A 22217-nucleotide genomic window follows, 5' to 3' on the forward strand; every position below is an offset into this window, starting at 1 on the left:
GAGTCCTTTCCGTTGTGAGCGTGAGCGAGCAGCGCGCTAGACGCGCATCGGCATGAGCACGACGAGGAGGCTGTCGCCTTCCCGCCGCTGGAGGATGGCGGGCGCGCCGGGCTCGGCGAGCTTCAGCTGGATCGTGTCGCCGCCGAGGATGCCGAGGATGTCGAGCAGATAGCGGTGGTTGAACCCGATCTCGATCGGGGCGCCGGTATAGTCGGGCGCGACCTCCTCGGTGGCCGAGCCGCTATCGGGGTTCGACACGGTGAGGGTGAGGGCGCCTTCCGCCAGGGCGAGCTTCACGGCGCGGCCGCGCTCGCTGGAAATCGTGGCGACACGGTCGACGGCCTGCTTGAAGGCCTCGGCCTCCAGCGTCGCGACCTTCTCGTTTCCGGCGGGAATGACGCGCTGATAATCGGGGAAGGTCCCGTCGATCAGCTTCGAGACAAGGGTGGTGGCGCCGGCTGTGACGCGGATCTTCGTGGCCGAAAGCTCGACGGTCAGATCGCCATCGACATCCTTCGCCATGCGGGCCAGCTCGGCCACGGTCTTGCGGGGGATGATGACGGCGGGCATCTCCTCGGCACCTGCCGGTGCCGGGAGCTGCAGGCGGGAGAGCTTATGGCCATCCGTAGCGACGGCGCGCAGGACCGCGGCGCCGTCGACCGTGGTGGCGTGCATGTGGATGCCGTTCAGATAGTAGCGCGTCTCCTCGGTCGAGATGGCGAAGCTGGTCACCTCGACGATCTCGGCCAGCGATTTCGCCGGAAGGGCGAAGCGGCAGTTGAACTCGCCGGCGGTGATGTCGGGGAAGTCCGATTCCGGCAGGGTCTGCAGCGAGAAGCGCGAGCGGCCCGCGCGCAGGGCCATGCCCTTCTCGTCACCGTCGAGCGTGATCGCCGCCTCGGCCGGGAGCTTGCGGACGATATCGCTGAGCGTATGCGCGGGCAGCGTGATAGCGCCGGGCTCCGCAACCTCGCAGGGCAGGCTGGTCTCGGCGCGGATGTCGAGATCGGTGGCGCTGAGCGCGAGCCTGTCGCCCTCGGCCTTGAGCAGGATGTTCGACAGGACCGGGATGGTCTGGCGCCGCTCGACGACGCGAGAGAGCGAAGCCAGGGCGGGCGCGAGTACCGCGCGCGGGATGGTCAGTTTCATGGGCGGCTCCGGAAGTGTTGGGCGAGCCGCTCGGCAATCACGGCGTATTCCGCCGGGAGAGCGCGCTCGAGGTGATGCAGGCAATCGTCGACCTCGCCGCGCAGGATCAGGCTGCGGCTGTGGGCAAGCTCGCCATCGTCGCAAGTCGACGGGCTTTCGTAGTCATCGAGCAAGATCGACCAGGCCGAAGGGGCAAGCACCGGCTGAACGCTGAGCACGACGCGCTGCAGCGCGTCTTCAAGCTGTTCAGGCTCGACCGGTTGGCCAGTCATGTGCCGGCGAATGACGCGCAGTGCCTTCCGGTTTTCCATGGGAATGCGCCGAGGCGGGCGCAGTCCTAGCCAAGTCAGCGCGCGCGCCAGAAGTGGCTTTCGCAGCGCCTTGGCGATCGCGATCATCGCAGCGTCGGCAGTGTCCGACATGGCCGTCTCCTGAAGGAATGGTGCCGTCTCTCCGAGCTGACACGCCGTATCAGGTCCCGGGTTACCCTCGGCCGGCGTTCACCTGAGCCCGCGCGCTACCTAGGCGCGGGCGAGCTTGATCACGCCGTCTCGCCGACGGCCTGCAGGTAGAGGTCGAGGATCGCTTCCTCTTCCTTCCGCTCATCGAGGTCGCGCTTGCGCATGGCGATGACTTTGCGCAAGACCTTGACGTCGTAGCCTTGGCCCTTCGCCTCGGCGTAAACCTCGCCGATATCGTCGGAGATCGTTTTCTTCTCTTCTTCGAGGCGCTCGATGCGCTCGACGATGCTCTTGAGCTGATCGCCCTGGACAGGGTCATCCATTGGTCAGGCCTCCATGGGCTGGCGGGAGAGGCGCGCGCCGGCCCGGCGCGTGCTCGGGGGCAGGTCGGGCTTCGGCGGCGTCGGGCGGGCGAGGACGGCCTCGCTCCAGCGGTCGAAGCGGGTGAGCCATTGCTCGGTGGCGCGTGCCGGGGAGAGCGGCACGATGCGGTGCTTGAGCTTGAGCGGCCCGTAACGGTCTGCCGTCCAAGGCTTCGGCGGCCGGGCGAGAAGATGGTCGCGCTCGGCCAGCATCAGCTTGACATCGGTGATTGCGACGATCCGCGCGACCTCAGGCGGCAGCGGCCAGGTCAGGCCGGCAAGGCGATGCAGCCAGGCGTCGATGGGTGCGGCGAGCTCGCGCTTGATGGCCTTGATCGAGATGCCGCTACCCGGATGGAGCCGGTCCGCGGCCTCCTGCATCGCCTCGATGACAGGCGTCGCCCAGTCGCCGAGTGGGCCCTCGTGCCCTTCGTGCAGGAGGAAGGCGAGCGCGGGCACTGGATCGTGCGTCGAGGAATAGATCCAGTCGGCGCCGATGCAGCAATGCTGCGCGACGGGGTAGATGACGCCGCTCGGCATCTGATTGGCGAAGCGGCCGGTCATGCCCAGGGGCGTCGCGATGTCGCGCCGCAGGTCGAGGCCGTCGGGCGGGATCGGAGCGAGCAGCTCCAGCGCGCGGCCGGAGGCCGTCTGGGACCAGCTCATGGGGCGCTCCTCGCCTTGAGCCGGGCGAGGGTCTCGCCCAGCCTGACCGTCGCTTCGAGCGTGCAGCGCGCCTCGTCGGCGATCTGCGCGATCGTCGCCTCCAGCCCTTCGAGCGGCATGTTGCGGCGCATCGCACCGGAGAGGCCGCTCGCCCGCATCAGCATGTCACCGGCGCGGTGGCAGAGGGTATCGGCCTCCTGGATCGTCTCGGCCGGAAGCGGGTCGTTCGCGAGGATGACGGGGGAGAGGCTCACCATGACGTGGCGCCCCAGACGACAGCCAAGGCGAAGACGACCTGCGCACAGGAGAGGCCGATGAGGACGAGAACGGCGATCCAGGCGAGGATGAGCGTGCCGTGGCTCGGCGCTGGTTCGGCCGTCATGACAGCGCCTCCGCGATGGCGGTGGCACCGATGCCGGCCTCCGAGGCCAGCTTCTCGAAGGCGTGGGAGAGATGCTCGGCCTCGACGGCGCCCGCGAGAGCATCGGCCCCCACCGTCGCGTGGCGGCCATCGCGAATGTTGGCGAGCAGCAGTTCTGCGCGCCGGGCAAGCCAGGCGGCGGCCTTGACGACCGCTTCGGCGTCGCTGCGAAGGTATCCAACCGGCGGGTCGATGACGCGTGCCTCCGCGACGGGAAGGCTTTTCGGATCGAGCGTCTCGCCTTCGTCGAGGGCCTGACGGGCGCCGGCCTCGGTGAGGTGGTAGAGGCGAAAGCCAAGGTTCGGGGACTGGCCGACGACGGCCAACCCGGCGCCGACCATTTCCAGCCAGTCCTTGTCGGTCCGCCCGCCGGCAACCGCGCGGAAGCTGTTCATGTGGCTGCGGTTGGCGTCGTTGGGCAGGCCGAGGGCGCCGCGCGCGGCCGAGCGCTGAGCGGGGGTCATGCGTGCCTCCGAACGGTGCGGCTCAGGGCGGAGGTCGCCACATAGAGGGCGAGGAGCCAGATGCCGGCCATGATCAGACGCCCAGGATCTGGCGCGCGATCAGCGCGGCCGGGAGGGCGAGGCAGGCGAAGGTCGCGGCCATCTCGCCGGGACTGACCGCGCGACGTCTCCGGCTGCTTCGCTTCGCCGGCAAGCTGGAAAGGGCCGCCGCCGCATAGGCGCGGACGTGTTCGGGGCGCCAGCCGAGGCGGATCAGATCGTCGGTATCGATGACGGCTTCGTCGCCGCGGTCCTCGACCAGATGGCCGATATCCTCGGCCATGCGCTGGCGCACTGCGCCGGCATCGACCATGCGATGGCGCGGCTCTTTCCAGATGAACCCGTCATGGGTCGGGGTGCGGTGGTCGACCGTCGGCGTCTGCATGAATGCCTCCATCGGTAAGGACGGAGGAATTGAAAGCATGACTTTAATTCAAGCGCAAGCAGAAATGTAAGTGGTACTTAAAAAGAAAGTGGCGGGCACTTCTCGAATCACTCTGGACTCTCTGTCGAGCCTCTGCTTGAAATAGGTGAACGAAATGAGAACATCGGGGCGGGCGAATGGCCTGGGTGGACCAGACTGAGAGTGTGTCGGAGCTGAGCTCGACGGCGTCTATCCGCGTGCAGTGTGATGATTGCGGTCACGCGCGCAGGCTCTGGCCGGGCGCCATTCGCGAGGTCATGGCTCTTGGAGTTGATAGTGTAGTTGGGCTTCACCGGCGCATGTGTTGCGCGGTTTGCCGGGAGAGAGGCGGGACTGGAAAAAATATCAGCGTGTTTCCGACCTTCCGGCGTCGAGCGCGCTAGATACCCAGTAGCTCTGGCCAGGGTATGACGCGATGAACATCCTTCACGGCATCGCGACTAAACTCAATCGTCTTGGGTGGGTTGAACTGCTCGACCACAACCCGGCCTGAGTTCATGCTGACGAGTTTCTTGATGTATCCCTTGCCTGCTCGGCCTTCCTCCTGAGGGAGGAGCTCGACCACGACATAGTCGCCAATCGCAGGTCTGCGCCGCTCGGCATAGATCCTCTCGCCGTCCTCGAATTTCGGAAACATGCTCGAGTTGGCGACGCGAAGGGCAAAAACGTTCGTGCGATTCTTGATGCCGGGCGGTCGGGTCACCCGATCGATGACCTGGCCATTGAATTCGAATGCGCCATCGTCCTCGCCGTCGCCGCCGACCGCGATGCCAAGTTCCTCGATGTCCCTCGCGCCGCCGAGGTTCGGCAGTTCGGGTGCTTCCGGCTCAAAAATGGCATTGGGTGGAGCCGTTTCCTTGACGGGAATCTCTTCCGCTGCGGGGCTTTGGGGAGGGCTGCTAATTGCCTCTCGGCCGAATTGCCGGGTGTACAGCCCCATCATGTAGTCCGCGTCCAGGTGGAGGAACTGTGACGCCAGAAGCAGATTTTCCACGCTCGGCCTGGTGACGCCGGTTTCCCACTGCTGGACGGCTGCCGTGCTTACGCCCACGGCCTTGGCGACCGCGGTCATAGGTATTTTCAGCCGCCTGCGGGTGAGGCGTAGCATTTCAGCCAGATCGTTCGTCATAAGCTGGACTTTAGACTCGGCCTTCGCCGCTGCAATGAAAGTGTCACTTGCTTTCATTTCAAGTACGTGCTTTTGTTCGTGGCTATGAGCCATGCAGCCCTCCTCAAGGCCGTCGAAGCCGTTGGCGGTCCTGTCTCCCTCGCGCGACATCTTGGGATTTCCTCTCAGGCTGTTTCGCAGTGGAAGCGGGTTCCCCCCGGCCGCGCGCTCGCTGTCGAGCAACTCAGCGGTGTTTCCCGTCACGACCTCAGGCCTGACTTGTATGGCCCCGCTCCAGCCCTTTCCGGCGCTGTCTCGCCTTCGCCTCCCGAGGCGTTGCCATGACGGGGCTTCGTCGCGTTCGACAGGTTCAGCAGCGCGTGCCGCAGGCGGCTCTTCGCCGCTTCGCGCCGGTCTCGCCGCGCCTGTTCTTCCTGCTTGTCCATGGTGTTCCTCCGCCGTGACCTGACACGACGGACTGTCCCTCATCGAAACCCTTCCCGGAACGGGAAAGCGCGCATCGCTTTCCCGTTGACAGCAGAGCTTTGCCATGTCGCGACCGATTTCCGACGCCTGGTTCTTCCGCATCAAGGCCGCCACGCGCGATCTCGTCAGCCTCTGCGGCGGCGTCGTCAGGGCCGGCGAGATCGGCCACTGCTCGAAGACCGAGATCAGCCGCTATCAGGTGGCGACGGATGAATCGATCATTCCGATCCCCGTCGCGCTCGCTCTCGAAGCGCATTGCGAAATGCCGCTCGTCACCACGGTGCTCGCCGATCTGCAGGGCCGCCGGCTGTCCACCCCCGACGAGGCCGGGCTGAGCTGCGCCGCCGTGTTCGCGCAGCACTCCGAAGTGGTGCGCGCCGCCGCCGAGCTGATGGCGCTGGGGGCGGCGGCTTCGGCCGATGGCAAATTGTCGCCCGCCGAAGCCGAGCTGATGGACCGCGCCGCCGCAGTGGTGGAGCGGACCCTGTCGCCGTTGCGCCAGGGGCTTGCGGCCAAGCGCGCGGCCACGCTCCGGTCCGTGGTCTGAGCGATGCTGCCGATCGGAGACCTGCAGCCGGTATCGCCGGAATTGCGCGGCCTGCTCGCCGCCATCACCGAACAGGCTCATCGCCTGCGCCGGTGCGGGCTGCATGACCGCGCCGAAACCCTGTTGCGCCGCGCGGCCGAGAAGCGCGCGCTGCCGCAGCATGTGCGGGCTGGCCTGCATGCGCTGGCCGATCTGTTCCGGGCTCATCCGGAAGCCCTGCCCGCCATCGCCCTCCTGCCGCGGGAGGCCTTCTGATGGCCATGTTCGCCGGGGCCCGGATCAGTCTGGACGGCCGACCCTTCTCGGCTCTCGACGGGGAGGTCGTGTTTACCGTCCCGGAGCATTCCGCCGAGGATATCCGGTCCGGGGTGTTCAGGATCGATATCGAGGCTCCGCTCGATACCCGCATCGGGCAGATCATCGCGCGGGCGCAGCAAGAGATTGCCCTGTCCAAATGCTGTTCCGCGCTCCGCGTTGCCGGGCTCGCCTGCCGGGCGATCTGGATCGGGGACGACCTGTCGTGGCGCGTCGGCCGGTCCGGCGACGTGGTCACGATGCTCGACGATCTCGGCATTCCGGCGGTGCGGCGATGAAGCGCCCCGTTCGCATCGAGCGCATCGGCCGCCGGCGAAAGGCCGCGGCGCGCGGCATGGCCAGGCTCGGCTTTCCCGCCTCGATCATCGCCACTGTCCTGCGCCTCAAGCGCTCGACCGCGCAGGCGATCGTCGAGGGGCGAACCGCCCCGGCCGCGCTCTGGTCCGCCGCCGAGCAGGCGCTGTTTCGCGAGGGGGGAGGCTGATGCATCTCGCCGCGATCATCGCCGAACTGGAGGGCGCGGCCCAGCAGGAAGCCGCCGGCATCCATGTGCTGGAAACGACGCGCTTCGAGCCCGAACTCGGCCTCGTTGCGGAGCGATGCATCGCTTCGGCACGGGAACGGGCCGACGCCCTGGCGCAAGCGGCGCGCCGCCTGCGCGTGCTCCTGCAAGGCGATCTCGCGCCGGGCGATGTCGGCCGAGCATCTCCCACGGTGTCGGCATGAAACTCTCCGCCGAACAAGCCTGCCTGATCGCGGCAGCCCTGGCCGATGGTCGCCTGCGCGTGATCCCCGAAGGTCTGCGCGGCCTGCCGATGCCCATCCAGCGGCCGACCGATCACCGCTGCCGGCCTGAAGGCTGCGGCGCGGGCCGGATGCTCTCGCGGCTTCCCGGAATCGACGCCTATGACAGGGGGCCGCGATGAGCGACGCCTATCTCGCCTTTCTCCAGGCCAAGGCCTGCATCGCGCCCGACCAGGGGATCGTCGTCGGGCTCGACGACATCAACCCGCTGCTGAAGCCGCATCAGAAGCTGATGGTGCAATGGGCGCTGCGGCGCGGCCGGGCCGGGCTGTTCGCCGCCTTCGGCCTCGGCAAGACCTTCATGCAGATCGAGTTCAACCGGATCGTCTGCGCCGCCCGCGGCGGGCGCGGGCTGATCACCGCGCCGCTCGGCGTGCGCCAGGAATTCCGCCGCGACGTCCATGTGCTGGCGACCGGCGAGCACGAGAAGATCAGCGCCGAACAGCGCGAGGAGCTGCGGCGCTGGCAGGAGGGCCGGCCGGAGCGCATTCCGAGTATCCGCTTCATCCGCTCGATCGAGGAGGCCGGCGAGAGCGGGCTCTACCTGACCAACTACGAGACGGTGCGAGACGGCAAGCTCGACCCGCGCCTGTTCGCCGTGACCAGCCTCGACGAGGCGTCCTGCCTGCGCGGCTTCGGCGGGTCGAAGACCTTCCGCGCGTTCATGCGCCTGTTCGACGGGGTGACCTTCAAGCTGGTCGCCACCGCCACGCCCTCGCCGAACGACTATATCGAGCTGCTGGCCTATTCGGCCTTCCTCGAGGTTATGGATGTCGGCGAGGCGAAGACCCGGTTCTTCAAGCGCAACAGCGAGAAGGCGGACAGCCTCACCATCCACCCGCACAAGGAGCGCGAGTTCTGGCTGTGGGTGTCGAGCTGGGCGCTGTTCGTGCAGCGGCCGTCCGATCTCGGTTGTGACGATGCCGGCTATGCGCTGCCGCCGCTGCAGGTGATCCACCACACCGTCGCCAGCGACCTCGCCACGCGCGAGACCGAGCGCGACGGGCAGGGCATCCTCCTGAAGAATGCCGCGCTCGGTGTCGTCGGAGCCTCGCGCGAGAAGCGCGACAGCCTGCCGGCGCGGATCGCGAAGATGCGGGAGATCCTCGCGGCCGCGCCGGCGGATCACTTCCTGATCTGGCACGATCTGGAGGACGAGCGGCGCGCCATCGAGGCGGCCGTGCCGGGCGTGCGCAGCGTCTACGGCACGCAGGATCTCGACACCCGCGAGGAGACGATCATCGGCTTCTCGGAAGGGGCTTTCCAGCACCTGGCCGCCAAGCCCGTCACCGCCGGGTCCGGCTGCAACTTCCAGAAGCACTGCCACAAGGCCGTGTTCCTCGGGATCGGCTTCAAGTTCAACGACTTCATCCAGGCCGTGCACCGCATCCAGCGCTTCCTGCAGGAGCGGCCGGTCGAAATCCACATCATCGCCAGCGAGGGCGAGCAGGCGATCCTGCGCACGCTCCTCCAGAAGTGGCGCCAGCACGAGCACATGGTGGCCGAGATGGGCAAGATCATTCGCGAATACGGCTTGAACGAGCAGGCGCTCGCCGCCTCGCTGTCACGCTCGATCGGCGTCGAGCGGATCGAGATGCGCGGGCCGCATCATCGCATCGTCAACAACGACACGGTGCTGGAGAGCGCCGCGCTGGCGGAGAACTCCGTCGGGCTGATGGTCACGTCGATTCCGTTCTCGACGCAGTACGAGTACACGCCGAGCTACAACGATTTCGGCCATACCGACAGCGACCCGCATTTCTGGGCGCAGATGGACTTCCTGACGCCCTCGCTGCTGCGCGCGCTCCAGCCCGGCCGCAACTGCGTCATCCATGTCAAGGACCGGATCATCCCCGGCGGGATCAACGGGCTCGGCTTCCAGACCGTCTCGACCTTCCATTGCGACGCGATCCAGCATTTCCGGAAACACGGCTTCGCCTTCCTCGGCATGAAGACGATCACGACCGACGTCGTGCGCGAGAACAACCAGACCTATCGCCTGGGCTGGACCGAGCAATGCAAGGACGGCTCGAAGATGGGCGCCGGCCTGCCGGAATACCTGCTGATCTTCCGCAAGCCCCAGACCGACCGCTCGGTCTCCTATGCCGACACCAAGGTCGTGAAGGCGAAGAAGCGGTTCCAGCCGAATGCCGATGTTCCCTCGGCCGAGCCGCCGCCGGATGCCGAGTATCCTTTGCCGGAGGAGGTCACGCCGCCCGAGGCCTGGGAGACCGGGCAGTGGATCAATCCGGACGGCTATAGCCGCGCCCGCTGGCAGGTCGATGCCCATGGCTATCTGCGCTCCAGCGGCGACCGCGCCCTGAAGGCCGAGGACCTGCACGGCCAGCCGGCCGATGTCGTCTACAAGATGTGGAAGCGCTTCAACCTCGAGGCGGTCTACGACTTCGAGTATCACGTCGCCATCGCCGAGGCGCTGGAAACGCGCGGGCGCCTGCCTCCCACCTTCATGCTGCTGCCGCCGCATTCGCCGGACGAGGCCGTCTGGAGCGACGTGACGCGCATGCGGACGCTGAACGGCGTGCAGCAGGCGAAGGGCAAGGAGATGCATCTCTGCCCGCTCCAGTTCGACATCGTCGACCGTGTCATCGCGCAGATGTCGATGCCGGGCGAGACCGTGTTCGATCCCTTCGGCGGGCTGATGACGGTGCCCTATCGCGCCATCCTGCAAGGCCGCTTCGGCATCGGGGTCGAGCTCAACCCCGGCTATTTCATGGATGGCGCGCTGCATTGCGCCGCGGCCGAGGACCGGGTCGCCATCCCCTCCCTGTTCGATTTGCTCGATGCAGCGCAGCCGGGGGCTCATCTCGAGGCTGCGGAATGAGCGAGGAATCCCTGCTCTCGGCCGCGCGGCGGGCGCGGCGCTTCTTCCTGATCGACGAGACGCATGGCGGGCTGACCAGCCTCTACCCGCTGATCGCGATGGATACGCTCGCGCTGCAGATCGAGAAGGAAACGCAGCGCGAAAAAGAGCGGGCCGCCGGGATTGACCAGCCTGCAGACGAGGCATCGTCACGGTCATGACGATGCTCGACCATGCCCTTGCCTATGCCGCGCGCGGTTGCCCCGTGTTTCCGTGCAAGGCCACGACGGATAAGGCCAACGGATCGAAGGCACCGCACCTCCCGGGGGAGAGCGAGCCCGGCCGGAAGGATGGCGGCCACTGGCTCGCCAGCCTGGACGAGAGCGTGATCCGCGGCTGGTGGAAGCGCTGGCCTTCGGCCCTGATCGGCTTCCCGACCGGCCTGCGCACGCGCTGCATCGTCGTCGATCTCGACCCGAAGGATCACCCGACCAAGGCGATGCTGGCGGCGCTGACCCGGTTCTGCGGCCATCTGCGCGAGACCGATCCGGAGACCGGCGAAATCGTCGAGCCGGTGATCGCGCGGACGCAATCGGGCGGCCTGCATCTCTATTTCGCCTGGCCGGACGAGGCTGTCTTCGCCGAGGTGTCGGAGAACCTGGCGCGGCTCGGCCGGCCGTTCTCCGGCGCGATCGGCAACAAGGCCAACCTGTTCACGCGCTTCCTGCGGGACCAGGAATGCCCGGAGGAGCTCGCCCATATCGATGTGAGGGGCGAGGGCGGCTATGTCATCGCGCCGCCCTCCGTCATGGCGGACGGAAAGCGCTATGAATGGCTGATGCCGCAGGTCTCGCGCCTGCCGGCCCTGCCGCGGCGTCTGCGTGGCGTCATCACCGGCGAATTCCTGACGGATCGGGAGCGGCAGGTGCGCCGTTCGGCGCAGCGCGTCGGCGAGCGCCATCGTACCGAAGGATGCAGCGACAGCCGCATCGCCCGCTATGTCGACGGCGCCGTGAACTGGGCCTTGGAGTTCGCGCGCACGGCCCCGGCCGGCGAGCGCAACCACAACGTCTTCCTGGCGGCCTCACATCTCGGCCGCTTCGTGCGCTCCGGCCATCTCGATCGCGGCCGCGCGGAAGCGCTTCTGCTCGCGAACCTGCCCGCCGGCGTCGCGCCGACCGAGCACAAGATCAACCAGACCATCCGCAACGGCCTCGAAGCGACCGAGCGCGGAACATTTTCACCCGACGAGCTCGGGCGGGGGAGGGCGGCATGACGGACGGCCTTATCATCGACAGTTTCGCCGGCGGCGGCGGCGCCTCGCTCGGTCTCGAGTGGGCTCTCGGCCGTTCGCCCGACTTCGCCATCAATCATGATGACGACGCGCTGCTGATGCACGCGGCGAACCATCCGCAGACCGTGCACCTGAAGGAGAATATCTGGAAGGTCGATCCCTATGCGGTGACGAAGGGGCGCCCGGTCTTCGTGCTCTGGGCTTCGCCGGACTGCCGGCATCACTCCAAGGCCAAAGGCGGCGCGCCGGTCTCGAAATCGGTGCGCGGGCTCGCGGATGTCGTGCTCGTCTGGGCCGAGACCGTGTCTCCGCAGATCATCATGCTGGAGAATGTCGAGGAGTTCGCGCAGTGGGGTCCGCTGGGCGAGGACGGCAAGCCCTGCCCCTATCACAAGGGCGCGGAGTTCGCGCGCTGGGTGCGCCATCTGGAGCGGCTCGGCTATGCCGTCGAATGGCGCGAGCTGCGCGCCTGCGACTACGGTGCGCCGACGATCCGCAAGCGCCTGTTCCTTGTCGCGCGACGGGACCGCAAGCCGATCCTGTGGCCGAAGCCGACGCATGCGAAGCCGAGCGATCCGCGCGTCATCGCCGGTGAGCTGAAGCCCTATCGCACCGCGGCCGAGATCATCGACTGGTCGTTGCCGTGCCCCTCGATCTTCCTGACCCGGGCGGAAGCCAAGGCGCAGAAGCTTCAGGTCGTGCGGCCGCTCGCCGAGAAGACGATGGCGCGGATCGCGCGAGGCTTCAAACGGCATGTGCTCGATCGTGCGGAGCCGTTCGTCGTCACCGTCAATCACTCAGGCGAGGGCTTTCGCGGGCAGGGGCTCGACGATCCCTTCAAGACCGTCACCTCATCGCGCGATGCGCACGGCCTGACGGTTCCCTATCTCGCCGGTGTCGGCGGGCGCATGGGGCAGTCCGGCGAGCGTCCGGTCGACAAGCCCTATCACACCAACACGACGAAGGCGGACACGGTCGTCGTCGCGCCCTTCCTCGCGGTGAACCGTTTCGATTCTGTGGGTCAGGTGGCGGACGCCCCCATGCCGACCGTGACCGCGAATAGCTTCATCAAGCGGCCGGGTGCAGGTGGCCCGCTGTCGGTGGTCACGCCGTTCCTGTCCTATGCCCAACAGGGTGGTGGCAACCGACCAGCCGATGAGCCGCATCACACGATCTGCGCGAACGCGAAGGATCAGAACCAGGTCGTCACCGGCTTCCTCGTGCCGCGCTATGGCGAGCGGCCAGGGCAGGAACCGCGCTCCCGGAGCGTCGAAGAGCCGGCGCCTGTCGTCGTGCCGACGGGTAACGGCGGCAACCTCGCGGCCTGCTATCTGGCGCAGCACAACACCGACATGATCGGGCACGATGCGGACAAGCCGATGTCGACAATCGTTGGCAAGGCCTGCACGCAAGCGCCGGTCATGGGATATCTGGCGACGCTGCGCCGGAACACCCGATCCATTGGGCAGGAGGAGCCGCTCGGCACGATTTCGACCTCTGGAGCCCATCATGCGCTGATTGCTCCTCACCTGACCGCCTATTACGGGACGGGTGAGGGTGCCTGCCATGATGAGCCGAGCCGCACCGTCACGACCCGCGACCGCTTTGCCCATGTCGAGGCCGCTCTCGCCCTGCCGCCGCTCACGCCCGAAATGGCCGAGCGCGCCCGCATGGTTGCTCGCTTCCTCCGGGATCATGGTGTCTGGGACGGTCCGGGCGAATTCGTCACCATAGGCGACTTCATCGTCTGGGATATCGGCATGCGGATGCTGGTGCCGCGCGAGCTGGCGCGGGCCCAGGGCATGCCTGATTCCTATGACATCACTGCGCGCGGCCGCCTGACGGAGACGGCGCAGCGCCACAAGATCGGCAACAGCGTCTCGCCGCCTCCGGCCGAGGCGCTCGCCTTCGCGAATTGCGTAGAGGCCCTGCTGTTGCCTGACGTGACGAAGCGCCGCCGGGCGCCTGTTCCGACCTGGCCGGGTCTGCCTTCTGCCCAGCCGGAATTTCTGATCGCGGCGGAGTGATCGTGACCGATTTTCCCGCCGACGATCTCACGGCCGATGGTCTTCGCGCGCTCATTCTCGACGCGGAAGCCGAGGCTGCCGCAGCCCCGCAGCCCCGCGATCCGGTGGGGCTGAAGGATGACGATGCGCGCGCACCCGATCTCGGCCGCGACCATGTCGACCGGCTCGAACTCGCCATGCGGCTGCTGCCGAACGATACCGATAATGGCAGGCGCCTGATCCACTGGCGCGGCTTCGACCTCCTCTTCGTCCGCGATATCGGCTGGCATGTCTGGACCGGATCCTTCTGGGAGCCGCTGGGTGGAGCCGAGGCCGCTCATCGGACAGCCCAGGCGGCGGCGCGCTGGATCGCGGCCGAGAGCCTCGTCATGCATCCGAGCGAGGCCGAGCAGGCCGCGATCGATGCTGGTCGCGAGGCGCGGCGGGTGCCGGAGAAGGAGCGCGACAAGGACCAGGAGCGCGCGATCGAGGAAGGGAAGAAGGCCATCGGCGCCTGGTCGAAGCGGCGCGGCCGGAGGCGCGAGTTCTCGGTTTCCTGCGGCAATGGCGCGCGCGTCGCCCAGATGCTGACGCAGGCGCAGCCGCATCTCACCGTCGGCGTCGAGGCGATGGATGCCGACCCGATGCTCGTCAATGTCGAGAACGGAACGCTCGTCTTCGAACGGGTCGAGGATCCGGATGCGCCGGAAGACAAGAAGCCCGTGCTGTTCTGGCGCGTCCGGATGCGGCCACATGATCGCGCCGACCGGCTGGCGAAGCTGGCGCCCGCGATCTACGAGCCTGATGCCGAATGCCCGAAATGGCAGGAATTCCTCGATCTCTGCCAACCCAATGCGGCGGTGCAGCGCTTTCTGCAGGTGTTCTACGGCTATTCGCTGCTCGGCATCATCGGGGCGCAGAAGCTCGTCTTCCACTATGGCGAGGGCGCCAACGGCAAATCCACGCTGATCGAGGCGCTGGCGCGATTGTTCGGCCCCTATGCCGGCACGCTCAACGCCGAATCGGTGACCGGCACGCAATCGCGCGGGGCGGGGCAGGCGACGCCCGACATCGCGCAGCTGCCGGGCAAGCGGCTGGTCCGCGTCTCCGAGCTGCCGCGCGGCGAGATGCTGCGAGAGGCGTTGGTGAAGCAGCTCACCGGCGGCGAGCCGATGATGGCGCGGCATAACTACGGCAATTTCTTCGAGCTGCGGCCCGTCTTCAAGGCGACGATGTCCGGCAACGACAAGCCCCGCATCGACGGCGTCGATCTCGGCATCTGGCGGCGGCTCTCGCTCGTCGTCTGGGCGCAGACCATTCCCGAGGATCAGCGGCGCGAGATGGAGACCGTGCTCGGCGAATTCGCCGCCGAGCGCTCCGGTATCCTCAACTGGCTGATCGCCGGCGCGCTGATCTATCTCCACGAGGGGCTGCACGAGCCGCCGGAGGTGCGCGACGCCACCAAGGCCTATCGCGCCGACATGGACCAGGTGCAGGGCTTTATCGACGCCTGCGTGCGCCGCCTGCCGCCGCCGGAGCCTCCTGACGAGCCCAGGCAGGTGCCGTCACGCCTGATCTATGAGGCCTATGAGAGCTGGTGCCTGGCCAATGCCATGAAGCCGTGGAGCGAGAAGGCCTTCAGCCAAACCCTCGAGAAGAAGGGCTTCGTCAAGCACAACGGCCGCATCCGCACCTTCGAAGGCATCGTGCTGCACGACATTCCCGACCGGCCTGAGCCCCGCAGCCCCCGGCACGGAGATGACCGGTGAACCGCGATGCTCGCAGTCGTCATGTGTTTTCGGGTGATCGCACGACTTGTGACCGCTGCGCCATGCGTTTGGCGCGTCGTGGGTCGCGAGGGTTTCGCGAGGGTGCAGATCAACCCTCGCGAGGCGAATTCGTCAGGCTTCTCAACATGATGGGTGGTGGCGCGCGAGGGTCGCGAGGGTTGTCGCGCTCCTCATAGACATGAGGGGCTTCGGGGAAGCCCCGATTTTCATTGCTCTATTGCCTATACCCGTCCTCAACCCTCGCAACCCTCGCAGCATGATAGGTAAGATTATGAATGGATTGAACAATTCGGCTTGCGAGGGTTGTCATCGATGCTCGCGGAACCCTCGCGACCCTCGCGGAGCATGGGGAGTTTGACGATGGCGAGCCTGAAGACGATCACGATCGAAGCCCTGTTGCGGTGGGCCTATCGCGAGGAGCTGCCTAAGGCGGAGACGGCCACCGTCGAGATCGGCACGGCCGTGATGGGAAGCAGCTGGGACGCCGTCGCGCAGCAGGGCGTGCTGCTTTGCGAGACCGTCAGCGACGGGCGGGTGAACGGCTATGGCGTCGTGCCGGTCCATGCCTGGTACGGGCAGGAGCCGCATGAGGACGCGTTCGCGGTGCATCGCGCCGTGAGCGAGCTTGCCACGCTCGATCTGGACGTACCCGAGGGCTGGGCGCCTCTGGCCGGCCTCGGCCTGTCCGAGGAGGAGCAGGACGAGGCGCTGCGCCGCGCCATGCCGCGGCTCGCGTCCCAGAACGGCGCCGGCATCTGGCGCCTGCGCGGCAAGCCTGCGGAGCTTCTGCGGCGCCATGCGATCCTCGGCGGCGCGCCGCACTGGCAGGCGGAGGCGCCGACGGCCCGTTTCGTCACGGTGCAGGGCAAGCCTGCATGGTTCCGCAAGGTCTCGCAGGCGATCCGGGGCAAGGTCCACTGGATCGAGGTCGACGGCTACAACAAGCGGTCTGGCCGGCCCTTTGCGGGGGCATACCGCAAGACGGTGCTGGAGCCCGATCCCGCGCAGGCCGCCATCGACCGGGCGGAATACGAGGTCTGGCACGCTTCGCTGGCGTATCTGGCTGAGGTTCTGGCAGAGCCGGGGCTGCTCTCGGCGCACCGGGTTCTGCCGCCCGCCGCACATGCCAGGCCATGGGAATGTGCTATTGTGGGTGAGGAGGTGCCGGCGTGATCGAGTTTCGTCAAACAAATTTGAGCTTCTCGGAAATCTTCGAGGCCGAGGGCCGCTGGCTTATGGGGCCGGCCATTCTCGGCGACATGATCGAGGCGGCGCGGGGCTCGGCCCCGGAAATCTATCTGGATGGATCCTCCGCCGCGCTGATGCCTCCGCGTCGAGTTACCGAGTATCTGGCTTTGGTTCCTGAGGAGCTTCGACCTTTGGTCGATGCGGCGCTCGACCGTGCGCTCGGCCGGTGGGTGGATTGGTCTTCGCTCCGGCGGAGTGGCGGCGTCAAAGTGATGCTCAGCAAGTATCTCTACATGGCCTCATCGGAGCGCTTGGCCGTGACGATCCAGGCTGATCTCGCCGCGGTGGAGTTTGATCGCAGGGCTTGCGGGGAGGGAGAGTTCTGGGAGTTTGTCAGCGATGAATTCGGCTTCGGGCGCTTTCCGCCCCAGCCGGGAAAATTGCTGCGCCCGACCGCTTGACTTGCGGCAGAGTGTTGACGTAGCTTGGCCATGCATTATCAGGTTTGAAAACGCCGCTTGGTTCATCCGGGCGGCGTTTCGCATTTCCGGGGGGAGAGCGCGATGAGTATCGTCGTTTCTCTCCAAGGCTCCGGGGTTCGCTCGCTGGCGGATGCCATGGCGGCGATCGGGGAGGGCAAGGCGCGCAAGGCGTATTCCCGCGCCATCAACCGCACCGGCGCCACCGCCATCGTCCAGACCGGCCGCGCGCTGGCACAGCAGACCGGCCTGCCGGTCCGCGTCCCGCGCAAAGCCCTGGCGAACCCGATCAAGGCGACGCCGGCATCGCTGGAGTTCTTCAAGCGTGTTCGCGGTGGCGACATCGCGTTGAAGTATTTCAAGGCCAGAGAAACCCGCCGCGGTGTCTCGGCCGCCCCGATGAACCGGCGGCGCATCTTCGCCCATCATTTCATCAAAGGCGGACTGTTCCCGAACCGCGTCGCGCTCGGCATGAACGGCAACGTCTTCGAGCCGGACACCGCGACATCGGTGTGGGGCCGGCCCTTCACCATCGCGCAGTCGGGCGTCATCCTGCCCGAGCAATTGGTGCAGGGCCGGTCGAAGGCGGCCTTCGAGCAGGCGACGCAGGGCCTCGCCCCGCGCGTCGAGCACGAGATCCGCGTCATCACCCGGGGGGTGGTGACCTGACCCGGCCGGGCCCCGGCGCGGCCGGGCCGACACCCCCCCCTGGTCAAGGGACCGTTTCCAGCGCTGCCCCCGCAGACGGGGAGAATGCCCCCGGGCTTTGCGCAGTGAGCGGGTTCGCAAGCGGTACACGCGATGCACGTTCATGCACGCGTGCAGCACGGGACATGCACGATGGAAGGCGACTGGGTCTCGATCACGGAGGCAGCGGCTCGGCTGACCGCCTCCGGTGATCGGGTCGACCGGTCCACCCTGTCGCGGTACCTGAAACAGCACGCGGAGGTTCTTCCCAAGCGGCCGGACGGCAAGGCCAATCTCGTCGAGTTCGAAGCGCTGGCGGCGCATCGCTCCGAGAACATTCGCATCCGGGCCATGCCGGCGGAGGTTCGCCCCGCCGCCCCGGGGCGCCTTGCTGCTCCGGCCGCGACCCGCTTCGCCGGGTCGCAATCCGATGGCTCGGCGCGCAAGGCCCAGGCCGATGCCGCCCTCCGCGAGATGGATCTCGCGGAGCGCCTGAATAAAACGACGCTCGTGTCCGAAGTCGATCGGGCCGGCCGGGATGCCATCGCCCTCATGCAGGCTGCTTTCGACCGCGCCTATGAGGGCGAGGCGGCCAGCCTCTCGCTCAAATATGGCTGGGATGAACGCATGGTTCGCGTGGCGCTCAAGGCGTTCGCCCGTGTCGGCACGGACATCTTCAACCGCGAGATCATGAAACGGATCGACGCGATGAAGGGCCCGACCGGCGAGGCCGTGACCGTCGAGCCGGACGATACCGACGATCCGTGACCGAGGATCTCCGGTCGGCTTTCCCGTCCTTGCCGGACGGCGAGGCTGCGCTGTTCGCCGGCCTCGCGGCAGCGAGCAAGCCCGTCGACAATCTGACCATTTCGGAGTGGGCGGATCGTCATCGCATCGTGTCGCCAGAATCCGGGTCGCCCTGGCCCGGCGAGTTCAAGACGGAGCGCGTCCCGTATCTGCGCGAGCCGCAGGATTGCCTGCATCCGGATCATCCCGCGCGGCGCGTCACGGCGCGCTGGGCGGCGCAGCTCGGCAAGTCTACGGCGATCGAGAACTGGTTCTGCTACATCGTCGACCAGTCGCCCGGCTCGATGATGATCGTTCTGCCGACCCTCGAGGAGGCGACGAAGTTCAACCGGGTGAAGCTGCAGCCGACGATCGACGCCACCAAGCGCATCAAGCATCGGGTGGCGCCGGTTTCGAGCCGCGACGAGCAGGGGTCGACCACGGCCTTCAAGCGCTTTCCCGGCGGCTTCTGCCAGATCGTCAACGCAGGTTCCTCGAAGGGCCTGCAGATGGTCTCGATCAAGTTCCTCGCGATGGACGAGGTGACCGGGTACCTGGCCGATGTCGATGGCCGCGGCTCGCCGCGCGACCAGGCCCGCGCCCGTCAGAAGATGTATGGCGACCTTGCCAAGGAATGGCAGGGCTCCACCCCCGGCATCGCTGGCGACTGCGCCATCTCGGATGATTTCGAGGATGGCGACCAGCGCTATTTCTATGTGCCTTGTCCGCATTGCGGCGTGCGCCAGGTGCTCACGCCCGAGATGATGCGGGGGCCGGACGAAGAGCAGCGGCTGCCGGCGCATCTGCGCTGCCAGTCCTGCGACGTCCCGATCGTCGATGGCCACAAGGCCGAGATGCTCGCCGGCGGCGAGTGGATCGCGACCCGGGTTCGCGAAGGCGAGGATCCGGTCCCGACCGCGATCCGGCCGGAGGATATGCCGCGCTGGCGCTGCGCGCCCTGCGAGGGGCGCTGCCGGGACTGGCAGCCGAGCTATCATCTCTGGGCGGCCTATGCGCCGCGCGAGAAGTTCGGCGCGATCTGGAAGCGCGGCGAGGAGGCTGAAGGCGACGCGACGAAGATGCGCGTCTACTGCCAGCAGGATCTCGCGGTACCCTACGATCCCGGTGGTGTCGCAGTCGATTGGGAGAAGCTGTCGGAAGCCGTTCAGCTCTCGACCTATCCGCGCGGGATCGTGCCGCTGGGAACGGCCCTGCTGGTCTCGGCGGCGGACGTTCAGGGCTACGGCATCAAGTGGACGGTCTACGCAGTCGGTCCGCGCGGCCAGCGCTGGCTGGTCGACCGGCAGATATTCGAGGGCGCGCCGGATCAGACCGATGCGCCGTGGATCGCGCTCGCCGACGCGCTCGGCCGGCAGTATCCGACGCCGTCGGGCCGGATGAAGGGCATCGACCTTTCAGGGGTCGATTCGGGCTTCGCGACCGATCGCGTCTATCGATTCTGCTCGGGGCGCCCGAACTGCTTCGCGCTCGACGGTCGTCACGATCAGGGCCGCCCCTGGCTGGGAACCCCGGTCAAACGTGACATTCGGGACGACAAGAAGCGCGTCGTCGCGAAGGTGATGCTCTATCCCGTCGGCCTCTACGACGTGAAGACGGAAGTCGCCGCCGGCATCGCCAATCTGTTGCAAGGGCCGGATGCTTCCGGCGTCTGGCCCCGGAACACGCTGCATCTCACGGCCGATCTCTGCGATGCGGAGTTCGCGCAGGAGCTGACGGCGGAGCGCCTCGTCGATCCGGACGAGCCGGTCGGTGGCAACGCCAAGAAGAAGCGCCTGGTCTCGCCCCGTGCGGGCCGGCAGTGGCGCAAGCTGGTCAACCGCAAGAACGACTGGTTCGACGCGACGGTCTACGCCTTCGCGCTGGCCTGGCACCTCGAACACAAGCGCCGGCTGAACGCCGACCGCTGGAACGATCTCATCCTCGAGCTGCATGGCGGCGACCCGGACGACGTCGATCTCTTCGGCGCGGCCGATACCGGCCCGCTCGCACCGCAACGAACGCGCATTTCCGCCGATGAGCGGGAGGCGCGCAAGCAGAAATGGGCCAATCGCACATGAGCAAGCCGCGCGTCAGGGTCAAAGCGGGGAGCGCCCCTGCGTCCTTCGCCCCTGCGCGCGAGCGTGCAACCGCCCGCTGGCTGCGCGATGGCGCCTCCGGCGTGCTGTCGATGCGTCAGGCCTCGCTCGTCGAGAGCCGCGACGAGACGCGGCGCGCCTGGCATCGGATCGCGGCATTGGCCGTCGACTTCATCCAGAACTCGGGCCGGTTGAAAGGCGCGGTCGATCAGATCATCGCCGACACGGTCGGCAACGAGCTGAAGCTGCGCGCGAAGCCGGATCTCTCGGCGCTGGGCTATAGCGCCGAGGAAACCAATGCCTTTGCCCGGATGGTCGAGCAGCGCTGGCGCCGCTATGCCTGGAACCCGGCCGAGGTCGACTTCCGCGGCAAGTTCAGCTTGCCGCAGCTGCTCGACATCGCCCTGCGCCATCACGTCGCCTATGGCGAAGCGCTCGGTCTGGTTGAGTTCATGGGCCGCTCCGAGCGACGCCGCTATGGCATCGGCACCGGAACCAAGCTGCTCCTGGTCACTCCGACGCGACTCGTGTCCGATACCAACGAGATCGAAGGCCTCTTCCAGGGCGTCCGGCATGATGAGAACGGGCGGCCGCTGGCCTATCGGCTGCAGCATCGCGAGGCAGGGCTGAACGTGAAGCGGGATCATCGCGTTCGCGATGCCCAGGGCCGCCAATTGATCGTCCATTGCTTCGATCCGTGGGATGGCGGCGATGTCCGCGGCGTCTCGCCGATCGCGGCTGCCATGCGCACCCATGCCCATAGCGAGCAGCTGCAGGACGTGACGCTTGCGACGGCGATCCTCCAGACCGTCTTCGCCGCGACGCTCACGTCCCCGGAGCCGAGCAGCGAGGCCTTCAACGCGATCGAGGCGCTCGACGACACCGAGAGCGGCTTGAAGAGGGATTTCATCGGCTATTTCGAGAACGCGCTCGATCAGGCCAGCAAGAGCCGGATCGCGCTCGACGGCACCGGGCAGGTCAGCCATCTGGCGCCCGGCGAGAAGCTGGAGCTTCACACGGCCTCGACCCCGGGAGGAGTCTATCTGCCCTTCTCGGCCGATCTCCGCCGCGAGATGGCCCGTAGTCTCGGCATCACGGCCGAGAGCTACTCGCTCGATTATTCCGGCGCCACCTATTCGAGCACCCGGATGGGAACGGCCTCGATCTGGCCGCTCAATCTGCGTCGGCGCGAGCGGATCGCCGCGCCGCTGGCGCAAGCAGGGTACGAAAGCTGGCTCGACGAGGAGATCGCGACCGAGCGCATTCCGCTGCGTGGGGGCTATACCGCCTTCCAGCGGCATCGCGACGCGATCTGCTGGGCTGAGTGGCAGGGGCCGGCGAAGCCGACGGCGGATGACGAGAAATCGGCCCGCGCGGCGAGCGAGCGGCTGCAGAACGGCACGACGACGCTCGAATTCGAGTGCGGCGAGCTCGGTCTAGATTCGAACGACGTCATCGCCAAGCGCTCGGAAGAGCGCCAGGCGCTGGTGTCTGCCGGTCTGCCCGACATTTTCGATCGTGTCCGGGGCGGCGGCCAGTCTGCAGCTTCCCGGCCTGGCGAGGTGACCACCGCATGATCGAGCCCGTCGATCCCTGCGTCGAGGCCGCGAGGCTGCGCGAGCTGCGCACGCTCATCATCACCGGCCGCAGCGAAAGCCAGATCCGCTTCGACGTCGAGGAGGTCCGTTACCACCGGGCAGACCTCGGGGCGCTCGATCGCGAGATCGCGCGGCTCGAGACTGCTTGCGACATCAAGGAGGGCCGCGCTCCGGCGCGGCGCCGCTACGCGAAACGCGCGGGCTTCCGCGCCTACTGAGGTCCATC

Annotated in this window: 29 protein-coding genes; 19 read left to right on the forward strand and 10 right to left on the reverse strand. The window is 67.2% G+C overall.

Annotated features, from left to right (window positions below):
* Nucleotides 1–36: 36 nt before the first annotated feature.
* The 9 genes from dnaN to WFK61_RS07465 form a co-directional block, all read right to left on the reverse strand.
* On the reverse strand, nt 37–1149 hold the full coding sequence (gene dnaN / locus WFK61_RS07425; protein ID WP_336810899.1) for a DNA polymerase III subunit beta: 1113 nt from the start codon (nt 1147–1149) through the stop codon (nt 37–39).
* On the reverse strand, nt 1146–1571 hold the full coding sequence (locus WFK61_RS07430) for a hypothetical protein (protein ID WP_336810900.1): 426 nt from the start codon (nt 1569–1571) through the stop codon (nt 1146–1148). The genes dnaN and WFK61_RS07430 overlap by 4 nt, the downstream gene beginning before the upstream one ends.
* Before the next feature lie 119 nt (nt 1572–1690).
* Complete coding sequence (locus WFK61_RS07435; RefSeq protein ID WP_336810901.1) at nt 1691–1933, reverse strand: DUF2312 domain-containing protein; 243 nt, start codon at nt 1931–1933, stop codon at nt 1691–1693.
* A gap of 3 nt (nt 1934–1936) precedes the next feature.
* The gene (locus WFK61_RS07440; protein WP_336810902.1) at nt 1937–2638 is read right to left on the reverse strand and encodes a hypothetical protein; all 702 of its coding nucleotides are present in this window, start codon (nt 2636–2638) and stop codon (nt 1937–1939) included.
* Nucleotides 2635–2895, reverse strand: coding sequence for a hypothetical protein (locus WFK61_RS07445; RefSeq protein ID WP_336810903.1), 261 nt, complete (start codon nt 2893–2895; stop codon nt 2635–2637). The genes WFK61_RS07440 and WFK61_RS07445 overlap by 4 nt, the downstream gene beginning before the upstream one ends.
* A complete protein-coding gene (locus WFK61_RS07450; RefSeq protein WP_336810904.1) occupies nt 2889–3020 on the reverse strand; it encodes a hypothetical protein in 132 nt (43 codons plus the stop codon). Before WFK61_RS07450 ends, WFK61_RS07445 begins: the two co-directional genes overlap by 7 nt.
* Entirely contained in the window at nt 3017–3523 is a 507-nt protein-coding gene (locus tag WFK61_RS07455; protein WP_336810905.1) for a hypothetical protein, read from the reverse strand. Before WFK61_RS07455 ends, WFK61_RS07450 begins: the two co-directional genes overlap by 4 nt.
* Nucleotides 3524–3596: 73 nt before the next feature.
* On the reverse strand, nt 3597–3947 hold the full coding sequence (locus WFK61_RS07460; RefSeq protein ID WP_336810906.1) for a hypothetical protein: 351 nt from the start codon (nt 3945–3947) through the stop codon (nt 3597–3599).
* Nucleotides 3948–4365: 418 nt separating this feature from the next.
* The gene (locus WFK61_RS07465) at nt 4366–5265 is read right to left on the reverse strand and encodes an XRE family transcriptional regulator (protein WP_336810907.1); all 900 of its coding nucleotides are present in this window, start codon (nt 5263–5265) and stop codon (nt 4366–4368) included.
* On the opposite strand from WFK61_RS07465, the gene WFK61_RS07470 reads away from it, so the two are divergent.
* Complete coding sequence (locus WFK61_RS07470) at nt 5200–5439, forward strand: Cro/CI family transcriptional regulator (RefSeq protein WP_336810908.1); 240 nt, start codon at nt 5200–5202, stop codon at nt 5437–5439. The genes WFK61_RS07465 and WFK61_RS07470 overlap by 66 nt on opposite strands.
* Here the strand turns inward: WFK61_RS07470 and WFK61_RS07475 are convergent.
* Nucleotides 5355–5540, reverse strand: a complete 186-nt coding sequence (locus tag WFK61_RS07475) for a hypothetical protein (RefSeq protein ID WP_336811203.1) — start codon at nt 5538–5540, stop codon at nt 5355–5357. The genes WFK61_RS07470 and WFK61_RS07475 overlap by 85 nt on opposite strands.
* A gap of 104 nt (nt 5541–5644) precedes the next feature.
* Between WFK61_RS07475 and WFK61_RS07480 the strand changes: the two genes are divergently transcribed.
* From WFK61_RS07480 to WFK61_RS07565, 18 genes are all read left to right on the forward strand, one after another.
* Nucleotides 5645–6127, forward strand: a complete 483-nt coding sequence (locus WFK61_RS07480) for a hypothetical protein (protein ID WP_336810909.1) — start codon at nt 5645–5647, stop codon at nt 6125–6127.
* Nucleotides 6128–6130: 3 nt separating this feature from the next.
* Nucleotides 6131–6382: a hypothetical protein gene (locus WFK61_RS07485; RefSeq protein ID WP_336810910.1), complete on the forward strand. Its 252-nt coding sequence runs from the start codon at nt 6131–6133 to the stop codon at nt 6380–6382.
* Nucleotides 6382–6720 (forward strand): hypothetical protein, encoded by a 339-nt coding sequence (locus tag WFK61_RS07490; RefSeq protein ID WP_336810911.1) that lies wholly within the window; start codon nt 6382–6384, stop codon nt 6718–6720. Before WFK61_RS07485 ends, WFK61_RS07490 begins: the two co-directional genes overlap by 1 nt.
* Complete coding sequence (locus WFK61_RS07495) at nt 6717–6926, forward strand: hypothetical protein (RefSeq protein WP_336810912.1); 210 nt, start codon at nt 6717–6719, stop codon at nt 6924–6926. The genes WFK61_RS07490 and WFK61_RS07495 overlap by 4 nt, the downstream gene beginning before the upstream one ends.
* Nucleotides 6926–7168 carry a hypothetical protein gene (locus WFK61_RS07500; RefSeq protein WP_336810913.1) on the forward strand — a complete coding sequence of 81 codons (243 nt, stop codon included), beginning with the start codon at nt 6926–6928 and terminating at the stop codon, nt 7166–7168. Before WFK61_RS07495 ends, WFK61_RS07500 begins: the two co-directional genes overlap by 1 nt.
* Nucleotides 7165–7368, forward strand: coding sequence for a hypothetical protein (locus WFK61_RS07505; RefSeq protein WP_336810914.1), 204 nt, complete (start codon nt 7165–7167; stop codon nt 7366–7368). Before WFK61_RS07500 ends, WFK61_RS07505 begins: the two co-directional genes overlap by 4 nt.
* Nucleotides 7365–10088 (forward strand): DNA methyltransferase, encoded by a 2724-nt coding sequence (locus WFK61_RS07510; RefSeq protein WP_336810915.1) that lies wholly within the window; start codon nt 7365–7367, stop codon nt 10086–10088. The genes WFK61_RS07505 and WFK61_RS07510 overlap by 4 nt, the downstream gene beginning before the upstream one ends.
* The gene (locus tag WFK61_RS07515) at nt 10085–10288 is read left to right on the forward strand and encodes a hypothetical protein (RefSeq protein ID WP_336810916.1); all 204 of its coding nucleotides are present in this window, start codon (nt 10085–10087) and stop codon (nt 10286–10288) included. The genes WFK61_RS07510 and WFK61_RS07515 overlap by 4 nt, the downstream gene beginning before the upstream one ends.
* Nucleotides 10285–11343, forward strand: coding sequence for a bifunctional DNA primase/polymerase (locus tag WFK61_RS07520; protein ID WP_336810917.1), 1059 nt, complete (start codon nt 10285–10287; stop codon nt 11341–11343). The genes WFK61_RS07515 and WFK61_RS07520 overlap by 4 nt, the downstream gene beginning before the upstream one ends.
* On the forward strand, nt 11340–13388 hold the full coding sequence (locus WFK61_RS07525) for a DNA cytosine methyltransferase (protein ID WP_336810918.1): 2049 nt from the start codon (nt 11340–11342) through the stop codon (nt 13386–13388). The genes WFK61_RS07520 and WFK61_RS07525 overlap by 4 nt, the downstream gene beginning before the upstream one ends.
* 2 nt (nt 13389–13390) lie before the next feature.
* On the forward strand, nt 13391–15136 hold the full coding sequence (locus WFK61_RS07530) for a DNA primase family protein (protein ID WP_336810919.1): 1746 nt from the start codon (nt 13391–13393) through the stop codon (nt 15134–15136).
* Between the two features lie 381 nt (nt 15137–15517).
* Nucleotides 15518–16330 carry a hypothetical protein gene (locus WFK61_RS07535; RefSeq protein WP_336810920.1) on the forward strand — a complete coding sequence of 271 codons (813 nt, stop codon included), beginning with the start codon at nt 15518–15520 and terminating at the stop codon, nt 16328–16330.
* The gene (locus WFK61_RS07540; protein ID WP_336810921.1) at nt 16327–16806 is read left to right on the forward strand and encodes a hypothetical protein; all 480 of its coding nucleotides are present in this window, start codon (nt 16327–16329) and stop codon (nt 16804–16806) included. Before WFK61_RS07535 ends, WFK61_RS07540 begins: the two co-directional genes overlap by 4 nt.
* Before the next feature lie 102 nt (nt 16807–16908).
* Nucleotides 16909–17493 carry a hypothetical protein gene (locus tag WFK61_RS07545; protein WP_336810922.1) on the forward strand — a complete coding sequence of 195 codons (585 nt, stop codon included), beginning with the start codon at nt 16909–16911 and terminating at the stop codon, nt 17491–17493.
* A gap of 171 nt (nt 17494–17664) precedes the next feature.
* Nucleotides 17665–18279: a hypothetical protein gene (locus tag WFK61_RS07550; protein ID WP_336810923.1), complete on the forward strand. Its 615-nt coding sequence runs from the start codon at nt 17665–17667 to the stop codon at nt 18277–18279.
* Nucleotides 18276–20375 (forward strand): terminase gpA endonuclease subunit, encoded by a 2100-nt coding sequence (locus tag WFK61_RS07555; protein ID WP_336810924.1) that lies wholly within the window; start codon nt 18276–18278, stop codon nt 20373–20375. Before WFK61_RS07550 ends, WFK61_RS07555 begins: the two co-directional genes overlap by 4 nt.
* Complete coding sequence (locus WFK61_RS07560; protein ID WP_336810925.1) at nt 20372–21970, forward strand: phage portal protein; 1599 nt, start codon at nt 20372–20374, stop codon at nt 21968–21970. The genes WFK61_RS07555 and WFK61_RS07560 overlap by 4 nt, the downstream gene beginning before the upstream one ends.
* Nucleotides 21967–22209, forward strand: a complete 243-nt coding sequence (locus WFK61_RS07565) for a hypothetical protein (RefSeq protein WP_336810926.1) — start codon at nt 21967–21969, stop codon at nt 22207–22209. The genes WFK61_RS07560 and WFK61_RS07565 overlap by 4 nt, the downstream gene beginning before the upstream one ends.
* The last annotated feature ends 8 nt before the right edge of the window (nt 22210–22217 follow it).

It is taken from the genome of Allobosea sp. MMO-172, assembly GCF_037147855.1.
Classification (GTDB): Bacteria; Pseudomonadota; Alphaproteobacteria; order Rhizobiales; family Beijerinckiaceae; genus Allobosea.

What these genes read in the sequence shown, in the direction of transcription:
- WFK61_RS07550 (WP_336810923.1), top strand. Translation starts at nt 17,665, where the DNA reads ATGGAAGGCGACTGGGTCTCGATCACGGAGGCAGCGGCTCGGCTGACC.
- WFK61_RS07520 (WP_336810917.1), top strand. Translation starts at nt 10,285, where the DNA reads ATGACGATGCTCGACCATGCCCTTGCCTATGCCGCGCGCGGTTGCCCC.
- WFK61_RS07460 (WP_336810906.1), bottom strand. Translation starts at nt 3,947, where the DNA reads ATGCAGACGCCGACGGTCGACCACCGCACCCCGACCCATGACGGGTTC.
- WFK61_RS07450 (WP_336810904.1), bottom strand. Translation starts at nt 3,020, where the DNA reads ATGACGGCCGAACCAGCGCCGAGCCACGGCACGCTCATCCTCGCCTGG.
- WFK61_RS07480 (WP_336810909.1), top strand. Translation starts at nt 5,645, where the DNA reads ATGTCGCGACCGATTTCCGACGCCTGGTTCTTCCGCATCAAGGCCGCC.
- WFK61_RS07445 (WP_336810903.1), bottom strand. Translation starts at nt 2,895, where the DNA reads ATGGTGAGCCTCTCCCCCGTCATCCTCGCGAACGACCCGCTTCCGGCC.
- WFK61_RS07440 (WP_336810902.1), bottom strand. Translation starts at nt 2,638, where the DNA reads ATGAGCTGGTCCCAGACGGCCTCCGGCCGCGCGCTGGAGCTGCTCGCT.
- WFK61_RS07505 (WP_336810914.1), top strand. Translation starts at nt 7,165, where the DNA reads ATGAAACTCTCCGCCGAACAAGCCTGCCTGATCGCGGCAGCCCTGGCC.
- WFK61_RS07430 (WP_336810900.1), bottom strand. Translation starts at nt 1,571, where the DNA reads ATGTCGGACACTGCCGACGCTGCGATGATCGCGATCGCCAAGGCGCTG.
- WFK61_RS07490 (WP_336810911.1), top strand. Translation starts at nt 6,382, where the DNA reads ATGGCCATGTTCGCCGGGGCCCGGATCAGTCTGGACGGCCGACCCTTC.
- WFK61_RS07545 (WP_336810922.1), top strand. Translation starts at nt 16,909, where the DNA reads ATGAGTATCGTCGTTTCTCTCCAAGGCTCCGGGGTTCGCTCGCTGGCG.
- WFK61_RS07465 (WP_336810907.1), bottom strand. Translation starts at nt 5,265, where the DNA reads ATGTCGCGCGAGGGAGACAGGACCGCCAACGGCTTCGACGGCCTTGAG.
- WFK61_RS07535 (WP_336810920.1), top strand. Translation starts at nt 15,518, where the DNA reads ATGGCGAGCCTGAAGACGATCACGATCGAAGCCCTGTTGCGGTGGGCC.
- WFK61_RS07560 (WP_336810925.1), top strand. Translation starts at nt 20,372, where the DNA reads ATGAGCAAGCCGCGCGTCAGGGTCAAAGCGGGGAGCGCCCCTGCGTCC.
- WFK61_RS07565 (WP_336810926.1), top strand. Translation starts at nt 21,967, where the DNA reads ATGATCGAGCCCGTCGATCCCTGCGTCGAGGCCGCGAGGCTGCGCGAG.
- WFK61_RS07485 (WP_336810910.1), top strand. Translation starts at nt 6,131, where the DNA reads ATGCTGCCGATCGGAGACCTGCAGCCGGTATCGCCGGAATTGCGCGGC.
- WFK61_RS07470 (WP_336810908.1), top strand. Translation starts at nt 5,200, where the DNA reads ATGAGCCATGCAGCCCTCCTCAAGGCCGTCGAAGCCGTTGGCGGTCCT.
- WFK61_RS07475 (WP_336811203.1), bottom strand. Translation starts at nt 5,540, where the DNA reads ATGGACAAGCAGGAAGAACAGGCGCGGCGAGACCGGCGCGAAGCGGCG.
- WFK61_RS07500 (WP_336810913.1), top strand. Translation starts at nt 6,926, where the DNA reads ATGCATCTCGCCGCGATCATCGCCGAACTGGAGGGCGCGGCCCAGCAG.
- WFK61_RS07455 (WP_336810905.1), bottom strand. Translation starts at nt 3,523, where the DNA reads ATGACCCCCGCTCAGCGCTCGGCCGCGCGCGGCGCCCTCGGCCTGCCC.
- dnaN (WP_336810899.1), bottom strand. Translation starts at nt 1,149, where the DNA reads ATGAAACTGACCATCCCGCGCGCGGTACTCGCGCCCGCCCTGGCTTCG.
- WFK61_RS07525 (WP_336810918.1), top strand. Translation starts at nt 11,340, where the DNA reads ATGACGGACGGCCTTATCATCGACAGTTTCGCCGGCGGCGGCGGCGCC.
- WFK61_RS07435 (WP_336810901.1), bottom strand. Translation starts at nt 1,933, where the DNA reads ATGGATGACCCTGTCCAGGGCGATCAGCTCAAGAGCATCGTCGAGCGC.
- WFK61_RS07515 (WP_336810916.1), top strand. Translation starts at nt 10,085, where the DNA reads ATGAGCGAGGAATCCCTGCTCTCGGCCGCGCGGCGGGCGCGGCGCTTC.
- WFK61_RS07495 (WP_336810912.1), top strand. Translation starts at nt 6,717, where the DNA reads ATGAAGCGCCCCGTTCGCATCGAGCGCATCGGCCGCCGGCGAAAGGCC.
- WFK61_RS07510 (WP_336810915.1), top strand. Translation starts at nt 7,365, where the DNA reads ATGAGCGACGCCTATCTCGCCTTTCTCCAGGCCAAGGCCTGCATCGCG.